Origin of the sequence: Eggerthella lenta DSM 2243 (assembly GCF_000024265.1) — a bacterium.
GTDB classification, from domain to species: Bacteria; Actinomycetota; Coriobacteriia; order Coriobacteriales; family Eggerthellaceae; genus Eggerthella; species Eggerthella lenta.
Genome location: NC_013204.1, coordinates 3,352,736 through 3,368,464 on the forward strand (window position 1 = coordinate 3,352,736; position 15,729 = coordinate 3,368,464).

At 62.9% G+C, this 15,729-nt stretch carries 14 protein-coding genes; 5 read left to right on the forward strand and 9 right to left on the reverse strand.

The features are described from left to right. The first annotated feature begins 223 nt into the window (after positions 1-223). Together ELEN_RS14475 and ELEN_RS14480 are read left to right on the forward strand one after the other, a co-directional pair. Positions 224-1,030, forward strand: a complete 807-nt coding sequence (locus ELEN_RS14475) for a gamma-glutamyl-gamma-aminobutyrate hydrolase family protein (protein WP_009609099.1) — start codon at positions 224-226, stop codon at positions 1,028-1,030. Between the two features lie 363 nt (positions 1,031-1,393). Continuing rightward, the gene (locus tag ELEN_RS14480) at positions 1,394-2,506 is read left to right on the forward strand and encodes a 3-oxoacyl-ACP synthase III family protein (RefSeq protein ID WP_009609095.1); all 1,113 of its coding nucleotides are present in this window, start codon (positions 1,394-1,396) and stop codon (positions 2,504-2,506) included. A 113-nt stretch (positions 2,507-2,619) separates the two neighbouring features. Here the strand turns inward: ELEN_RS14480 and ELEN_RS14485 are convergent, their stop codons facing one another. Together ELEN_RS14485 and ELEN_RS14490 are read right to left on the reverse strand one after the other, a co-directional pair. Beyond that, positions 2,620-3,213 carry a biotin transporter BioY gene (locus ELEN_RS14485; RefSeq protein ID WP_015761439.1) on the reverse strand — a complete coding sequence of 198 codons (594 nt, stop codon included), beginning with the start codon at positions 3,211-3,213 and terminating at the stop codon, positions 2,620-2,622. 124 nt (positions 3,214-3,337) lie between these two features. Then, on the reverse strand, positions 3,338-4,846 hold the full coding sequence (locus tag ELEN_RS14490; protein WP_009609101.1) for an MATE family efflux transporter: 1,509 nt from the start codon (positions 4,844-4,846) through the stop codon (positions 3,338-3,340). Between the two features lie 162 nt (positions 4,847-5,008). On the opposite strand from ELEN_RS14490, the gene ELEN_RS14495 reads away from it, so the two are divergent. Then, the gene (locus ELEN_RS14495; protein WP_009609047.1) at positions 5,009-5,806 is read left to right on the forward strand and encodes a MerR family transcriptional regulator; all 798 of its coding nucleotides are present in this window, start codon (positions 5,009-5,011) and stop codon (positions 5,804-5,806) included. 71 nt (positions 5,807-5,877) lie between these two features. On the opposite strand, the gene ELEN_RS14500 is transcribed toward ELEN_RS14495, so the two are convergent. The 7 genes from ELEN_RS14500 to ELEN_RS14530 all read right to left on the reverse strand — a co-directional run bounded on the left by ELEN_RS14500 (position 5,878) and on the right by ELEN_RS14530 (position 14,413). Beyond that, positions 5,878-6,246, reverse strand: a complete 369-nt coding sequence (locus ELEN_RS14500; protein ID WP_009609084.1) for a cytochrome c3 family protein — start codon at positions 6,244-6,246, stop codon at positions 5,878-5,880. After that, positions 6,243-7,973, reverse strand: coding sequence for an FAD-dependent oxidoreductase (locus ELEN_RS14505; protein ID WP_015761441.1), 1,731 nt, complete (start codon positions 7,971-7,973; stop codon positions 6,243-6,245). The genes ELEN_RS14500 and ELEN_RS14505 overlap by 4 nt, the downstream gene beginning before the upstream one ends. Before the next feature lie 130 nt (positions 7,974-8,103). Continuing rightward, on the reverse strand, positions 8,104-9,135 hold the full coding sequence (locus ELEN_RS14510; RefSeq protein ID WP_015761442.1) for a biotin--[acetyl-CoA-carboxylase] ligase: 1,032 nt from the start codon (positions 9,133-9,135) through the stop codon (positions 8,104-8,106). Beyond that, positions 9,132-10,439, reverse strand: coding sequence for a dihydropteroate synthase (gene folP, locus ELEN_RS14515; protein WP_015761443.1), 1,308 nt, complete (start codon positions 10,437-10,439; stop codon positions 9,132-9,134). The genes ELEN_RS14510 and folP overlap by 4 nt, the downstream gene beginning before the upstream one ends. Further along, positions 10,436-12,688 (reverse strand): ATP-dependent zinc metalloprotease FtsH, encoded by a 2,253-nt coding sequence (gene ftsH, locus ELEN_RS14520; RefSeq protein ID WP_015761444.1) that lies wholly within the window; start codon positions 12,686-12,688, stop codon positions 10,436-10,438. Before ftsH ends, folP begins: the two co-directional genes overlap by 4 nt. Positions 12,689-12,837: 149 nt before the next feature. Further along, complete coding sequence (gene hpt, locus ELEN_RS14525) at positions 12,838-13,380, reverse strand: hypoxanthine phosphoribosyltransferase (RefSeq protein ID WP_015761445.1); 543 nt, start codon at positions 13,378-13,380, stop codon at positions 12,838-12,840. 355 nt (positions 13,381-13,735) lie between these two features. Continuing rightward, positions 13,736-14,413 carry a Maf family protein gene (locus tag ELEN_RS14530; RefSeq protein WP_009609059.1) on the reverse strand — a complete coding sequence of 226 codons (678 nt, stop codon included), beginning with the start codon at positions 14,411-14,413 and terminating at the stop codon, positions 13,736-13,738. A 313-nt stretch (positions 14,414-14,726) separates the two neighbouring features. Here ELEN_RS14530 and ELEN_RS14535 point away from each other — a divergent pair, with 313 nt between their 5' ends. After that, a complete protein-coding gene (locus ELEN_RS14535; RefSeq protein WP_009305261.1) occupies positions 14,727-15,110 on the forward strand; it encodes a helix-turn-helix domain-containing protein in 384 nt (127 codons plus the stop codon). Then, on the forward strand, positions 15,110-15,724 hold the full coding sequence (locus ELEN_RS14540) for an ATPase (protein ID WP_015761446.1): 615 nt from the start codon (positions 15,110-15,112) through the stop codon (positions 15,722-15,724). Before ELEN_RS14535 ends, ELEN_RS14540 begins: the two co-directional genes overlap by 1 nt. Positions 15,725-15,729: the final 5 nt, after the last annotated feature.

A 15,729-nucleotide genomic window follows, 5' to 3' on the forward strand; every position in this document is an offset into this window, starting at 1 on the left:
GTCGCCCGCGCGGAGCGGGGCGACAACCGTCTCTGGCCTTCGACTTAGCAACTAGCGTGCCAATCTTTCGCTGCCGCTCTTCTCTTCTTACGCCGCCGGCATCCCGCTATCCTCGCCCCCTACCCTTTGCTTTTACTTTTGTGGATTCCTCGCGCGTCGACTCTCGACGGGACGCTTTTTCGTATGCTGCTGGCAGGAAGACGACGACCGGAGGGCGAGCGACATGATCATCGGCATCACCACCACGTACGTTGAAGAGGAGCAGAAGGACGAGATCGTCCCCGTCGAGCGCGTGACGGTGGAATACGTGCGACGAGTGGCCGCCGCCGGCGCCGTGCCCGTGCTGCTGCCGCCCGTGGAGGGCGGCGCGGATGCGAACCGTCGAGCGGCGCGCGAACTGGTAGAACGCCTGGACGGCCTGGTGCTGGCCGGCGGCGGGGACCTCAACCCGGCGACGTACGGCGACGAAGCGCGCCTGGCCGAAACCGTGAACGTGTTCGATGGACGCGATGCCCTGGAGCTGGAGTTGGCGCGCCTTGCCCACGAGCGCGATCTGCCCATGCTGGGCATCTGCCGCGGCATGCAGGTGCTCAACGTGGCGCTGGGCGGCACGCTGTACCAGGACGTGCACGCCTGCGGGCTCACCGACGCGGCGCATCAGCAGAAGCCTCCCTACGACGTCGTGCGCCAGCGCGTCGACATCGCGCCGGGCAGCGTGCTGGACCGGGTGCTGTGCGACGGCGCGGGCGAGGGCATGGTACCAGGCTGCAAGGCGGGATGGCCCGCATCGCTCGAAACGAGCTGGGAGGGCATCGCGCCTGCGCCGCATTCGCTGCTGGTGAACACGATGCACCACCAGGCGATCGCCTGCGTGGCCGACCCGCTGCAGGTGAGCGCGGTCAGCGGCGACGGTCTGGTCGAGGGTTTGGAGGACCCATCGCGGCGCTTCTACCTCGGCGTGCAGTGGCATCCTGAGTACCTCGACGACAACGTTCCGCTGTTCGAAGCCCTGGTTGCCGCCGCGAAGTAGCACGCCCGCTCGGCCTCTTGATAGGGCGAGCGAAAAAGTGGGCGCAAAGGGACAGCCATGACAATTTCTTCGAAGCTTTCGAACGTCTTGCACTGAGGCATCGACAATACGATCGCTATATGCCCAGGTCGGAAAATCTTGGGACCATTACTGCATGAGTTTGCCATGGATAACATTGTCATGGGTACCGGTTCGCGCCCACGTCGGCGCACCGCCCATCCATGCTTGGCACGCATCGCCCGCCCTTTGTGAAGGTCGCTTGGGTTTCGCACACGGGATGGCGGGCGCTTGCTATAATCCATTTAGTTTGATTATCAAAGCATTGAAGGCGCGCCTCGAAAGCGCGGCCAAGGACGGAGCAGCATGGGCAGCACGATCATCGGATGCGGAAAGTCCCTCCCGAAGCTGGAAGTGGCCAACGACGAGCTGAAAGCGCTCGTCGACACGAACGACGAATGGATCAGCACGCGCACGGGCATCAGATCGCGCCACGTTGCCGTCGAGGAAACCGCTACCGATCTGGCCGAAGCCGCTGCCCGCCAAGCGCTGGGTCTTGCCGACGGCGGCTGGCGCGAGGACGGCGAGGCCATCGACCCCGCTTCCATCGACCTCGTCATCTACGCCACCATCACGCCCGACGTGCTGGTGCCCTCGGCCGCCGGGCTGCTGCGCCGCCGCCTGGGTCTCGAGAACGCCATTGCGTTCGACCTGAACGCCGCCTGCACGGGCTTCGTGTACGGCCTGACCGTGGCCGAGTGCATGATGGCCGGTTCGACCGCCGGAGCGCCCGGTGCCGCGGGCCGCAACCCCGTTCGCCGCGCGCTCGTGGTGGGAGCCGAGCGCCTGACGCGCGTGACGGGCTGGAGCGACCGTAACACCTGCGTGCTGTTCGGCGACGGCGCTGGCGCGGCGGTGCTGGAGTGGAACGAGAACCGACCTGGCATCATGAGCAGCTTCATCACGAACGCCGACGACGACACGAACGCGCTCACCTGCTCGTTTGCCTACGACGCCCCGTTGCCGTTCGACATCGACGGCGCGTCGCCCGAAGCCCCCGAAGACGCATCGCTCTCCCGTATCGATGCCGAGCTGGGCATTACCGAATTCGTCGACGCGGGCGAACCGCGCCAGGTATTGCGCATGGACGGCCCCAAGGTGTTCAAGTTCGCCGCCGAGGCCATGACCACGGCCGTGCACGAGGCGCTCGACCGCGCAAACCTCACGCTGGATGACGTCGCCTGCATCGTGCCCCACCAGGCGAACGAGCGCATCATCAAGTACGCCGCCAAGAAGCTGGGGCGCCCGATGGATTTCTTCCAGCTGTCCATCGACCACACTGGCAACACGTCGGCCGCCAGCCTGCCTATGGCTCTATGCGACGCGTACAACGCCGGCCGCATCAGGCGCGGCGACAAGGTAGTGCTCGTCGCATTCGGCGGCGGCTTCACCTCCGGCGCGGTGCTGCTGGAAGCGTAAATCAGCAAGCGAGCATGGCAGAGGGATGAGATATCGACCACGTCCCTCTGCCATCGATCACCAAACGAAACGGGCGCCCGAAGGCGCCCGTTTCGTTTGGTGATCGATGTTTCCTACCGCTTGGGCAGAGCTCGAAGCACAGCGCGAGCGCATAGCACAGCGGCCACCGCCTTCAGCAAGTCGGGCACGGCGAAGGGCGCGATAGTCACCATGAAAGCCGCCGCCAAATCGACGCCTACCACAGCAGCGTACTGGAAGCATCCGCACACGTACGTCACGATGATGAACGCCAAGCAGGCCACCATGTCGACCACGATCGCCATCGGACCCGAAACCCCCTTCTCGCCGATCGCACGCCTCAGACCCTCGCGAACGAGCAGCGCAACCACCGCAGCCAGCAGAAATCCCCACAGGTATCCGCCCGTCGGTCCCATCAACATGCCGATACCGCCGCGCATGCCTGAGAACATCGGCAAACCGATAGCTCCTAGCGCCAGGTAGCCGGCGATAGAAGCCATACACTGCTTCGGCGTGAGCACCATAATTGCGAACATGACCGCGAACATCTGCAGCGTCAGCATCACCGGCCCGATCGGGATGGACACCCATGCGGACACGCCCAAAAGGGCGATAGTCAACGCGACGAACGCGATCGAGCGCGTGCGCGATGCCCCCATAGAACCCTGTTTCACCTTGTTTGCTTCCATGCTCCGCTCCTCTTCCAGGACGATCCTTCGTTTTCAGCAGCCTCGCACTATAAGCAAACCCCGCAGTTTTGTGAACCGCGGGGTTTAAGCAAGGGTGACAATCTGGATGCGCGATACGAGCGGCTTAGAACTTCGCTTTCAGTTCTCCGCTCTCGAGCTTCTTCAAGCGTCCCATCTCTAAGACGATGAACACCACCGTGGTGAAGATGGCCAGGAAGTCGGCCGCGGGGGTGGCGAAGTACAGCGCGTCGAGGCTGACGAACTGCGGGAACCAGCTGGGCAGCACCATCGGCAGCACGATGAGCAGCGGCACCAGGAACAGTATCTGGCGCGTCAGCGACAAGAAGATGGACTTGAGCGGCTGCCCGGTTGCCTGGAAGTAATTCGAGCCCACGATCTGGAAGCCGATGAAGGGCAGCATGAGCAGCTGCACCTTGAGGGCGAACACCGTGAAGTCGCGCAGTGATTCGTTCGTGATGCCGAAGAACCCGACGATCTGCTCGGGGAACAGGTGCACGAGCGCCCACAGCGCCAAACCGATGCCCGTCGCCCCGAAGATGCCGTACCATAGCGTCTTCTTCACGCGTTCGAACAGGTGCGCGCCGTAGTTGAAGCCCAGCAGCGGTTGGATGGCGATGGACACGCCGATCAGCGGCAGCACCGCGAACATGGCCACGCGCTGCACCACGCCGATAGACGCGAGCGCCCCCTCGGCTCCCAGCGGGCTCATGGCGCCGTACATGTTCAGCAGATTGTTCAGCACGAAGTTCACCACGGCCATGCCCGCCTGTACGGCGAAGCTGGCCAGACCCAGCGACAGAATCAGCCGCACCGTGCGCAGATGCAGCGGCAAGTAGTGCAGATGCAGCTTCATAGGAACGTTCTTCGTAACGATGAAGTACCACAGCACCGTGGCGCACGAGATGGCCTGGCCGCACACCGTGGCCAGCGCGCTGCCCTGCACGCCCCAGCCCAGCACCATGACGAACAGGAAGTTGAACACCGTGCACGATACCGCGCCGATGATCATGGTGCCCAGCGCGCGGTTCGGTGCGCCGGCCGTACGGATGAAGTTGTTCACGCCCATGCCGATGCACTGGAACACGAAGCCCAGCGAGATGATCTGGATGAACGAGCGAGCGTACTCCCAATCCTCCGCCGTGGCGCCCGACACGCCGAGCAGCGCATTGACGCAGGCGGGAATATGCATGAGCACGGCCACGATCACCGCGAACACGAGAGACAGGCACACCGTGTTGCCCAGGCTACGCTCGGCCTCCACCCGGTTGCCCTCGCCCATGCGCAACGCTGCCAGCGCATTACCGCCGTTGCCCACGAGCATGGCGATGGCCATGAACACCGTCATGATGGGCATGGCCACCGTGGCGGTGGCAAGGCCGATCTCGCCCATGGCCTGCCCCAGGAAGACGGAGTCGATGACGTTGTACGCACCGTTGACCAGCATGCCCAGGATAGAAGGGATGGCGAATTCCACGATAAGCCGCGGAATGGACGCCGTACCCATGCGGCTGACTTTATCGTCGCGGCCGGTGCGCTTCGGATCTTTGCCGATCGGTGCTCCGGCACGTTCTTCATTGAGGTCGAGAGAGGGGTTCGTTGCTTCTGATTCCATGAGTTCGCCGCTGCCTTTCGAGCTTCTCCAATTTCGAGGAACGGCACATTGTAACCCATCTTTTCGCCGCCGCACAGCCTGGAAATCGGATACACCGTAAAGCCGCACCGCGTATGCTATATTGGAGCAACATCGCCACGTTACATGGAGAACAGGGGAAGCATGTACCGGATGAAGGAATTCTCGGCCATGACAGGCCTGCCGCAATCGAAGATCCGTTTCTACGAGAAGCACGGCTTGATTCTCTCGGATCGTCAGGAAAACGGTTACCGAGTATTCACCCCCGAAGATGCCTTCAAATCAAACGCATTTCGTGTGCTGCTGCAATACGGGTTCAGCATCGATGAAGCGGTCGCTATGCTCGACGCGAAACAAGGCACAGAAGAGTTCGAGCGGTCACTGCTGCATCAACAAGAAAAGCTCATGCACGAAGCCGACCTGATCGCGTACCGACTAAGACGGCTTGAAAGCACCCTTGGCGCGATACAGTCTGAACCTGGTTTAGAGTTCGAACTGGTGGATGCCGCCGATCAGGTGTACATCAACTCTTCATACGGACGAGACTTCCATGTCTCGCTCGAGCACGAGAAAACGATCTCGCAGTATTACAACCTTCTGAGCATCACCAGCTGTGCACGCATCATCAAGCGAGACGACCTGCTGGACAACCGCCCAACGGTCAACCCCGACTATGTCATGACCATGCCCGAACACGAGAGCTACCGCCTTGACGAAGGGGCGCGAAAGCAGGTAAAGCGCCTCTGCTTGGGAAAATGCATTCGCTTTAGAAGACAAGCGACCCGAACGGAAAGCGTGCAGAAGGAAACGTTCACGAGCCTGTTCGAACACCTCGACAGCCACGGTTATCGAGTGAGGAACGACATCATCCTCTTCCCCTCCTTCCTCAATCTCGACGGATTCGGAAGCGACATCGAAACTCTGTACGTGCCCGTCAGCTGAAGTGCATAAGGAAAGGGCTTCGGCGCAGCGAACGCGACGAAGCCCTTCAAGGGAGGGAAAGAACCGCGTTGCTAGTACAGCACCTCTTCGTCAGGCGCGTACACATGGCAGTTCTCGCAGTAGTTGAACGTGATCTCTTTGTCCTTCTCGTGGCAGTTCACGCATGCATTGTAGCCGCCGTGCAGGGAATCATGCGGATTCCAATCACCCAGGTCAGCAGTGCGCTCGGCAAGCGCTTCGTAGCTACCGCCATGGCAGCTGAGACACTGCTCGTCGGAAACGTAGGCGCCCGCCTCGCTCGACACCGTTTGGGTCTTCGTACCCTCGCTCGACCCGGAATCGGCCTGTTGCGGCGCACAACCCGCTATCGCGAACACCGCCACCAACGCAACCGCCACGAGGGCAATCATAATGTCCAGACGCAAGGTAGACCGACTCATGCCTGGCCTCCTTTCAACATATGCTCTACCGCCACGTAGCCGAACGTCGCCGCACGACCCACCGACGTGCCGGGAATATGGCGCGGGTAGTTGCCTGCGTAGAAGTTGCCCGACACGTTGCCCGTGGCATAGAGTCCTTCAATAACCTTGCCGTCCTTGTCCAGCACCTGGGTGTCGCCGTTGATGGTGAGGCCGCCCACCGTGGCAAGGATGACGCTGTTCGTGACCAAGGCATAGTACGTCTCACCCGTGAAAGGCTTGTTGTTGCCCGTGTAACGGTAGTAGTCGGGGTCGCGCTCCAAGCCGTCCTCGAAGAAGCTGTTGTAGCGCGCCACCGTTTCCTCAAGGGCGGCGGCGTCGATGCCCGCCTTAGACGCTAGCTCGCCCAAGGACGAAGCGCGGAACAGATGGCCCTTGGCCTCGTCGCGCTCAAGCTGTTTCTCGGCGCTCGGCTCCTTCTCCAACGCAGAGGCGATCATAGCCTGGTCGAAGATATGGAAACACTGATGGCCGCGGCGCTTCTGCACGTTGATGGCGTTCGACATGTACTGGCGCGCTTGGTTCTCGTTCACAAAGCGCTTGCCCTCTTCGGTGACGATGATCGAGTAGTTCATAGCGCCGGGGAAGTACACGCGCTTCTCGACGAACGTGGACGGGGTGGCGTTGCTGAAGTTCATGACCGGATGCGGCAATGAGTCCATGTCCGCGCCGATACTGAGGCCCATCATGTGGCCGTCGCCTGTGGTTCCCCAGCTGGGATTCCACCACACAGAGGACTCGTAGTCTTCAGGGCGCACCCACGCTTGCATCATCTCAGGGTTCGCGTCGTAGCCGCCCGTGGCCAGCAACACGCCCTTGGATGCGTTGATGCGCACGTATCCGTCGCCGTTCTTAGCGATGCAGCCGATCACACGACCGCCGTCTTCGCGGATGAGCTGCACGGCGGGCATCTCATAGCGAATCTCCAGGTTGTCGTAGGTTTCGGCAACCGCGCGCAGCTCCTTGCACACGTACAGGCCGAACAGCCACGTAGTGCTGATACCCTCGGGCATCTTGAAGTTGACGTAGCTGTCGATGACGGGGAAACCGTTGTAGTTCGGCGCCTGGTCGAACTTGTACAGCTGCCAACCCGAACCACCCTTGTCGAGCATATCCTGCCAGAAATCGGCTACTTCGCCCGACCGGTTCACGTACGTTTCGATGGAGCAGGGGTCGACGCGCCAATCCGCAGCACGGTAGATCTCATCGCGCAGCTGAGCAGGATCGATATCAATCCCCTGCTCCTTTTGGAACTTCGCGCCCACCGCGCCGAAACTCTCCCACGCCGAGCGTCCCTCGGTCATCTTCTCCAACGTGATGACCTTCGCGCCCTCCTCGGCCGCCTTCAAACTGCCCATCAGCCCGCCGATGCCGGCGCCGATGATGAGAACCTCGCACTCCTCGGTAGAGCTGATCTCAGATTCGGCGATATCACGATCCTCGAACGCGATCGGCCCGCGCGGACCGGGAAAATCAGCCTTGCGCAGAGGGCACAGCGACGCATCGTCACCCAGAGCCTTGGAATACTCGTTGCCTGAATCCGTCGCCTCCGTTGATTGCGCATCGGCAGCCCCGTCGTCCGCAAACGCCTTGCCTGCTCCGGGAAACGCGAGCATGCCCGCTGCCGCAGCTCCGGTTAACCCCGCTCCTCTGAGAAAGTCTCGCCGTGACAATCTGGCTTGTTCCATCTCTCCTCCTTTACGTACGTTCCCTCTTGACGCCGCTCAGGGCGCAGGGACAACGGTAGACCCTGAACCATGTCGAGGGTCAAGCAGGAGATTCAAAGAGAACGACGGGCTTTTCGACAGAACGAGCGTGCTACACGAGGTGCGCTTCGCCGGAGGAGATTGCGGTTTCGATGCCGGATTCGCTACGCAGCACGAGACGGCCTTGAGCGTCGACGCCCACAACCGCCCCTTCCGCCAGCAGATTGTCCGCACGATCGACCATGCGAACGTTTTGTCCGTTCAAGCTGGAGTAGGCGTTGAACTCGTCCACAAGCGGTGCGAAGCCGTTGCGCCGCCATACACCGTACAGCGGCGCGAAGGCGGCGAGGAGCGCTTCGAGCACTGCTTCGACAGCGACGGCCGGCGCGGCAACGGAATCCGCGAGGTCGGCCACGTACGCAGGACGATTCTTGCCTCCCACGTCGGGGCGCTTGTCGGGCGGCAGTACGTTCACGCCCACGCCCACGCACACGCCGCCGCCGTGCGCCTCGAGCGAGATGCCGCAAAGCTTCGCGAAATCAGGCGCTCGGTCGTCTCGCGCACTGCAAGCATCGCCTTCGTTGGCACAAAATAACCGCTGTGCACGATTTTTCTGCCCTAATTCCTTCCCAGATTCGGAAAACCCCAGGTCGCGAATTTCGGTTGCTTCAGGAAATCGTGCATAGCGCGCCTTTTGTGCCAGCACCACATCGTTGGGCCATTTGATGCGCACGGCCTCCTCAGCCCGCGCGCCCGCCAGCGCAACGAGTGCGCGGCGCACCGCCATGCCCACAACCAGGCTCAACGTGGGAAGTTCGCGCGGCGCCACCTGGGGGCGCAACAACAGCGAGCAATACAGTCCGCCTTCCGGGCTGGTCCACGAACGACCCTGCCGGCCGTAACCGGAAACCTGGCGAAGCGCGCGGACGACGAGGCCTTCCGGCTCTCCCGCCTCCAACGCGCGCTTGACTTCGTCGTTCGTCGATGCAACTTCCTCGTGCAGAGCGATGCGAAACGGGAAGCCGCTCGGCGAACCGCCTTCCCCCTCGTTGCCGAATCCAAATTCCGAAACACGCGCATCGCCTTTCCGGAGCGACGAAGAGCCGTCGACGCAAAACGAGGGCACAGAGCGCCCCTTGCTCACAGCCGCACGCTCTTCCCCACCGTAACCCCATCGACGCTAACCGGCACGTCATTGGCAAGCACGTGGCCAGGGAGCAGCTCCAACAGGGGCTGCACTACGAAATCGCGTTCCAGCAGGCGCGGATGCGGCAACGTGAGCACATCGGCATCCACGACGTACAGCTGGTAGTCGAGGATATCGAGGTCGCACGTGCGCGGCCCGTTCCGAACCTCGCGCACACGACCCAGGCTGTTCTCCACCGCATGCAGGTAGCCCAGAAGCTCTTTCGGCGGAATACCTGTGCGCAAAAGCACCACGGCGTTCACGAACGAATCTTGGTCGAGGTAGTAGGCCGGCTCGCTCTCGTAAAAGCTGGAGATGTCGACGATCTGCGAGTCGGGCAGCGAACACAGCTCGGTGATGGCCTGGTTGAGCATGGCGATCTTGCCCTCGCGCTCCTCGCCGGGCGAGGCCACAAGCGGGACGTTGCAGCCCATGCCGATGAGCGCGTAGGGCCGCAGCCCTTCGAGCGCGGCAACCGTGGCCGCCACGTTGTGCGCGCGCACCACGCTGGCTCCCAGCTCGCAGGCCATGAGCGCCTCGGCAGCCGAAACCTCGTCGCGCGCAGAAGGTTCGTCGATGCCGTACGCCCAGCCCAAGAAGCTCTTGCGCGACACCGCCACCATCACTGGGTAGCCCAGACGCACGAACTCTTGGAAGTTGCGCACCAGCTCCAGCGTCTGCGACGGCGTCTTGCCGAAGCCGGGACCGGGGTCAATGCAGATGCGGTCGTGCGCGACGCCCGCAGCCTCCAAAGCGGCAGCCCGGTCGCGCAGCCACTCGCGCACGTCGGCCACCACGTCGTCATACGAAGGCGCGTTCTGCATGGTCGAGGGGTCGCCCTGCATGTGCATGACCACCAGCCCGCAATCGCTGTCGCGCACCGCATCCACCATGGCGGGGTCGCGGAAGCCGGACACGTCGTTCACGATGGCCGCGCCCGCTTCCAAGCACGCGCGCGCAACTTCGGCGTGGCGCGTATCGATGCTCACGCACACATCGCGCTGCGCCAATGCGCGCACCACCGGCAGCACGCGCGCCAGCTCCTCGTCCACGGACACCGGCGCGGCGCCGGGCCGCGTGGACTCGCCGCCCACATCGATTATGCGGGCTCCCTCCTCCGCCATGCGCTCGGCATGAGCCAGCGCGGCATCGAAGCCGTCGTGCTGGCCTCCGTCGGAGAAGGAGTCGGGGGTAACGTTGAGAATGCCCATGACGATGGGCATTCTCGTATCGAACTCATAGGTTGCGCAGCGCCAGATCATCGTTCGGTGCCGTCGCCTTTCTGCTCAGGGGCTTGCGGAGCCGGAGCGTCGACAGGCGCCTCGTCCGACGTCGACGAAGCAGATGCGGGCGCATCGTCGCCGTCGCCCTCCGCAGGCTCGCGGTACGGCGGATTCGGATCCTGGTCGCCCGGCTCGACCGGCTCTTCCTTCCAGTTCGGGTCGGCCAGATGCTCGTCGCGGGCGCGCGCGGCGGCCTCCTCGGCCTCCTTGGCCGCGATGATCTCGTCCTCGTGCTTGAGGTACTCGTCCCACGTGTTGTCCAGCAGGGCAAGGCACGCCTCGCCTTCCACCGTTTCGCGCTCAAGCAGCACGTTGGCCATGAGATCCATCTGCTCGCGATGGCTTGCCAGAATCTCATAGGCGCGATCATGCGCGTCCTTCATGATGCGGGCGACCTCGTCATCGATGCGCTTCGCCGTCTCCTCCGAGTAGTCCTGCGTGTTGCCGTAGTCGCGGCCCAGGAACACTTCGTGGTTCGGCTGGCCAAACACCTGCGTGCCCAGCTCGGCGCTCATGCCGTACTGCGTGACGATGGCGCGGGCCATCTTCGTGGCGCGCTCGAGGTCGTTCGATGCGCCCGTGGTGATGTCGTCGCAGAAGATCTCCTCCGCCACGCGACCGCCCATGAACACGGCCAACTCGTCGCGCATCTCGCCGAGCGAGTTGAGCACCTTGTCCTCCTTGGGGATGGACAGCGTGTAGCCCAGCGCTCGGCCGCGCGAGATGATCGAGATCTTGTGCACGGGATCGGCGTGCGGAAGCAGGTGACCGACCAGGGCGTGACCGCTCTCGTGGTACGCGATGGTGTGCTTCGTCTGTTCGTCCAGCACGCGACCCTTGCGCTCGGGCCCGGCGATGACGCGCTCCATGGACTCGGACACTTCCTGCTGCGTGATGATCTTCTTGCCGCGACGCGCGGTGAGCAGCGCCGACTCGTTCATGAGGTTGGCCAGGTCGGCACCCGTGAAGCCCGGCGTGAGCTTGGCCACCTTCGACAGGTCGACGTCGCTGCCGATGGGCTTGTCCTTCGAGTGCACCTGCAGGATCTTCTCGCGGCCCTTCACGTCGGGCGCGTCCACCACGATCTGGCGATCGAAGCGGCCGGGGCGCAGCAGCGCCGGGTCCAGAACGTCGGCGCGGTTCGTAGCAGCGATCAGCACCACCGAGTCGTTGCTCTCGAAGCCGTCCATCTCCACCAGCAGCTGGTTCAGCGTCTGTTCGCGCTCGTCGTGGCCGCCGCCGAGGCCCGTGCCGCGCTGGCGGCCGACAGCGTCGATCTCGTCGATGAAGATAATGGCCGGGCTGGCATCCTTCGCCTGCTGGAACAAGTCGCGCACGCGAGACGCGCCCACGCCGACGAACATCTCGACGAAGTCGGAGCCGGAAATGCTGAAGAACGGCACGCCCGCCTCACCGGCGACGGCGCGCGCGAGCAGGGTTTTACCAGTGCCCGGAGGGCCCACCAAGAGGCAGCCGCGCGGGATCTTCGCGCCCATGGACTGGTACTTCGCCGGGTTCGCCAAGAAGTCCTTGATCTCCTGCATCTCCTCGACGGCCTCGTCGACGCCGGCCACGTCGGAGAACTTCACGTCGGGGCGCTCCTCGATGGACTTCTTCGTCTTGGCCTTGCCGAAGCTCATCTGCGAGTTGTTCGCCTTCTGCATCTGGTTGAAGAAGAAGAACAGGATGAGGCCGATGATGATGAAGGGCAGCAGCGTGCCGAGCAGCTCCACGAACGGGCTGGGCAGCGCCACCTCGTACGGCACGTTGGGATGCGCCGCCATGAGGTCGCCGAGCGAGCCGCCGTAATAGGTGGACGTGAAGTTGCGCTCCACGCCCAGCGTGGCCCCGTTGATGTCGGTGGTGCCCACGCCGCCGAGCGCCTTGCCCGTCTCGGGGTTCTTCAGCGTGGCCATGCGCGCGTTGAGCGCCTGGAAGGCTTCGTTGAACGCATCGGCGCCGGTGGAGCCCGCCGTGATGGCGGGATAGTACGAGCCCGACACCGTGTAGTCGCCGGCGTTGTACACCACCTTCGTCGCGCGATCCTGCTCGACGGCCTGCACGAACTCGGACGTGATCAGACGGTCGGTAGGCTTGGCGCCGGCAGACGACATGTTCAAGAACTGCTGGCCCACGAAGAAAGCCACCAGCATGAACAGGACTACCGATATGATGGTCGTCCTCGGGCTGGGTTGCTGGAACTGCGATTGTTTGTTTTGCTGTGCCATAGCGTTTAACTTTCCTTTTCTCACCGACTCGCGCTGCGATGACGGACAGACCCGCGTGCCCGCCCGTCATCGCATGCGGCCGATGCCGCATACCCTTAGCACGACGCGACTCGGCAACGCCGAACCGGTCGACCGCCAAGATAGCTTCGCTAGTAAATCTCCGGCTTCAAGATGCCGATGTAGGGCAGGTTGCGATACCGCTCCGCATAGTCCAACCCGTAGCCCACGATGAACTCATCGGGGCACTCGAAACCGATATATTTGCAATCGATCTTCGCCTGCGCAAGCGTCTTCTTCCGAAGAAGCGTGGCTACCTCGATGGAAGCCGGTTGACGCGACGACAGGTTTTTCAGCAAGTACGTCAGGGTAAGACCGGAGTCGAGGATGTCCTCGGCCACGATGACGTGACGCCCTTCGATTTGAGACGAGAGGTCTTTCAGGATACGCACCACGCCGGAGCTCTTGGCGCCGTTTCCGTACGACGAGATGGCCATGTAGTCCATTTCGAGCGGAAGCTCGATCTTGCGCGCCAGATCCGCCATGAAGATAGCGGCGCCGCGCAGAACCGAGATCAGGATGATGCCTTCGTCGGCCGCGTCGGCGTAATCGCGCGTGATGGCCGCGCCGATCTCGCCCACACGGTCAGCGAGCTGCTTTTCGGTGAACAGGATCTCCGAAATGTCGTTGTGCACGTTCCTAACCTCTATCGTCGCATTTCGCTTCCGCTATCGCCCCTGATCAATCTGCGAGATCAATGGGCGAGAGCGTCACGCTTACCTTGAATTCAGCTAGTGTACCATTGCCTCTCCGGGAAAAGGAGACGATACGGTAACGCCAGCCTGCCTGTCACGATTTTTACATTTCGCAATGGGAACTGGGACGATAGGTTGAAAATGCCATAGGCTGGCGCAGCAAGTCAGCGAGGGAGGTTGCGGCGCGCGGGATCGTGGGGAGAGCGCAGGCGAAGCGCATTTCGATGTGCGAGCCCTCGACTCGACTGAGAGATCGGGCGGCGCAGCCGCCCAGCGTCGAGTCGTTCGCCGTCCGTCAGGACGCCGAACCCGCGAAGTCCGGGAACTCCTCCAGCAAACGACCTACGGGCAGGCCGATGACGGTGTCCATCGCGCCGTCGACGCGCGCCACCAGATCGGCTCCGGCCCCCTGCACGGCATAGGCGCCGGCCTTGTCGAACGACTCGCCCTTGCGCAGATAGTCGACGATCTCTTCGTCGGTCAGCTCGCGGAACGTCACAGCCGAGCGATCGACGAACGTGCGGAAGCCCAGCGAGATGTTCTCGGGCTCGGGCGCGGCCACCATCCATACGGATACAGCCGTCAGCACTTCATGCGTGCGACCCGACAGGCAGCGCAGCATACGCTTCGCGTCGGACAGGCTGACGGGCTTGCCGAATATCTCCCCTTCGCACACCACCATGGTGTCGGCGCCGATGACGGCGGCCATGCCTGTGTAGTCTTCGGCCAGCACCTCCTGCACCACGGCGCCGGCTTTGCGCTCGGCCAGCTTCTTGCACGCCTCGGGCGGATCGGCCAGGAGGTCGGGCTCCAAGGTCTCGTCCACCTCGGACGCGTGCACGACGAAGCGCACGCCGGCGTCTTCGAGCAGCTGCTTGCGACGCGGCGACGCGCTGGCCAGCACGATGTCGAGGGCGGGCATGGGCGTTTCGGCGGGCGCGGCCGCCGGTTGGGTGTTCTGTTCGTTTTCCATGCGCGGTATTGTAGCGCAGCGGGCGCAAGCGTTGCACCAAGAGCACGCAGGTTCCACGCGAAGCGCCCAGACGCAAGCGCGGGCAACTCTGACCCCGACCGCAAACTCCTCCCCGATTCTCCCTGCTACACATCTCACCGAATTGTTTCACGTGAAACAATCGTCGCGATGCGCTGCGATAAGAGAACGCGCGTACGCGATATCGTTGAGAACGCATAAGCCGTCCCTCATCGAGTTCAATAATCATTGCGATATCGCAATGATTATTCTATACTCGGATCATATGCCGCTCGCGCAGAACCAAGGAGGTTGCATGCTGTCGGTCGTCGAAAGCGCCGAAATCCTACAGGTCACGCCAACGCGGGTGCGGGCGCTCATCGCACAAGGAGCATTGCCGGCGCAGAAAGTCGGACGCACGTGGACGCTCCGGGAGGAGGACGTGATGCAGCGTGCCGCAACCCGGCCGTCCGCAGGCCGTCCGCGCAAGGCGGACGTTCCGTCCCCTGCAGACGACAGCAAGCCGCACGCAGCAGCAAGCGAGCTCTATCGCGCATGCAAAGACCATCTGGCAGCGTGCCCGAGCGCTGCCGAGATAGCGGCGATCGACGACCCCGAGCAGGCCGCGTTCCGCATCGCCGTCGCCGACTTCTTCCTCCAACGCAAACAGTCGGAGCTCGTTCGCCAAGGGGTCTTCTGATGAGCGAGCAACCGTTCTACGTGGTGTTCGCCGGCGTGAACGGAGCAGGCAAATCCACCCTGTTCCGCAGCGATTTCTGGCACACGGGAGGGATGCCCGCCACCATGACGCGCGTGAACCCCGACGAAATCCTCCGAGAGCAAGGCGGGGACTGGTCGAACGGCCAGGATCAAGTGGCCGCAGGCAGGATCGCGCTGCGCAGCGTGGACGAGCATCTGGCGGCACGACGCTCGTTCAATCAGGAAACAACGCTGGCCGGCCATCGAGCCCTGCGCACCATGGCCGAAGCACGCGAGAAGGGATACCGCGTGTTCCTGTTCTACATCGGCCTTGCAAACGAGGGCATAGCCCTGCAACGCATCGAACGCCGCGTGCAGGCGGGAGGTCACGATATAGATGAGGCGCTCGTTCGAAAACGGTACCGGGCGTCGCTCGCGAATCTGAGCAAAGCGCTACCCTACTGCGAGGAGGCGCACGTATTGGACAACACCGTCGCGTTCAAGCGCATCGCCCTATGGCACCGCAACACGCTCGCTTGGTGGGGCGCGTCGAAGTCAGTGGGAGCATGGCTTCCCGAAGCCATCGCCGACGAATCGCTTTGGAGACGATCGTAGCGCGA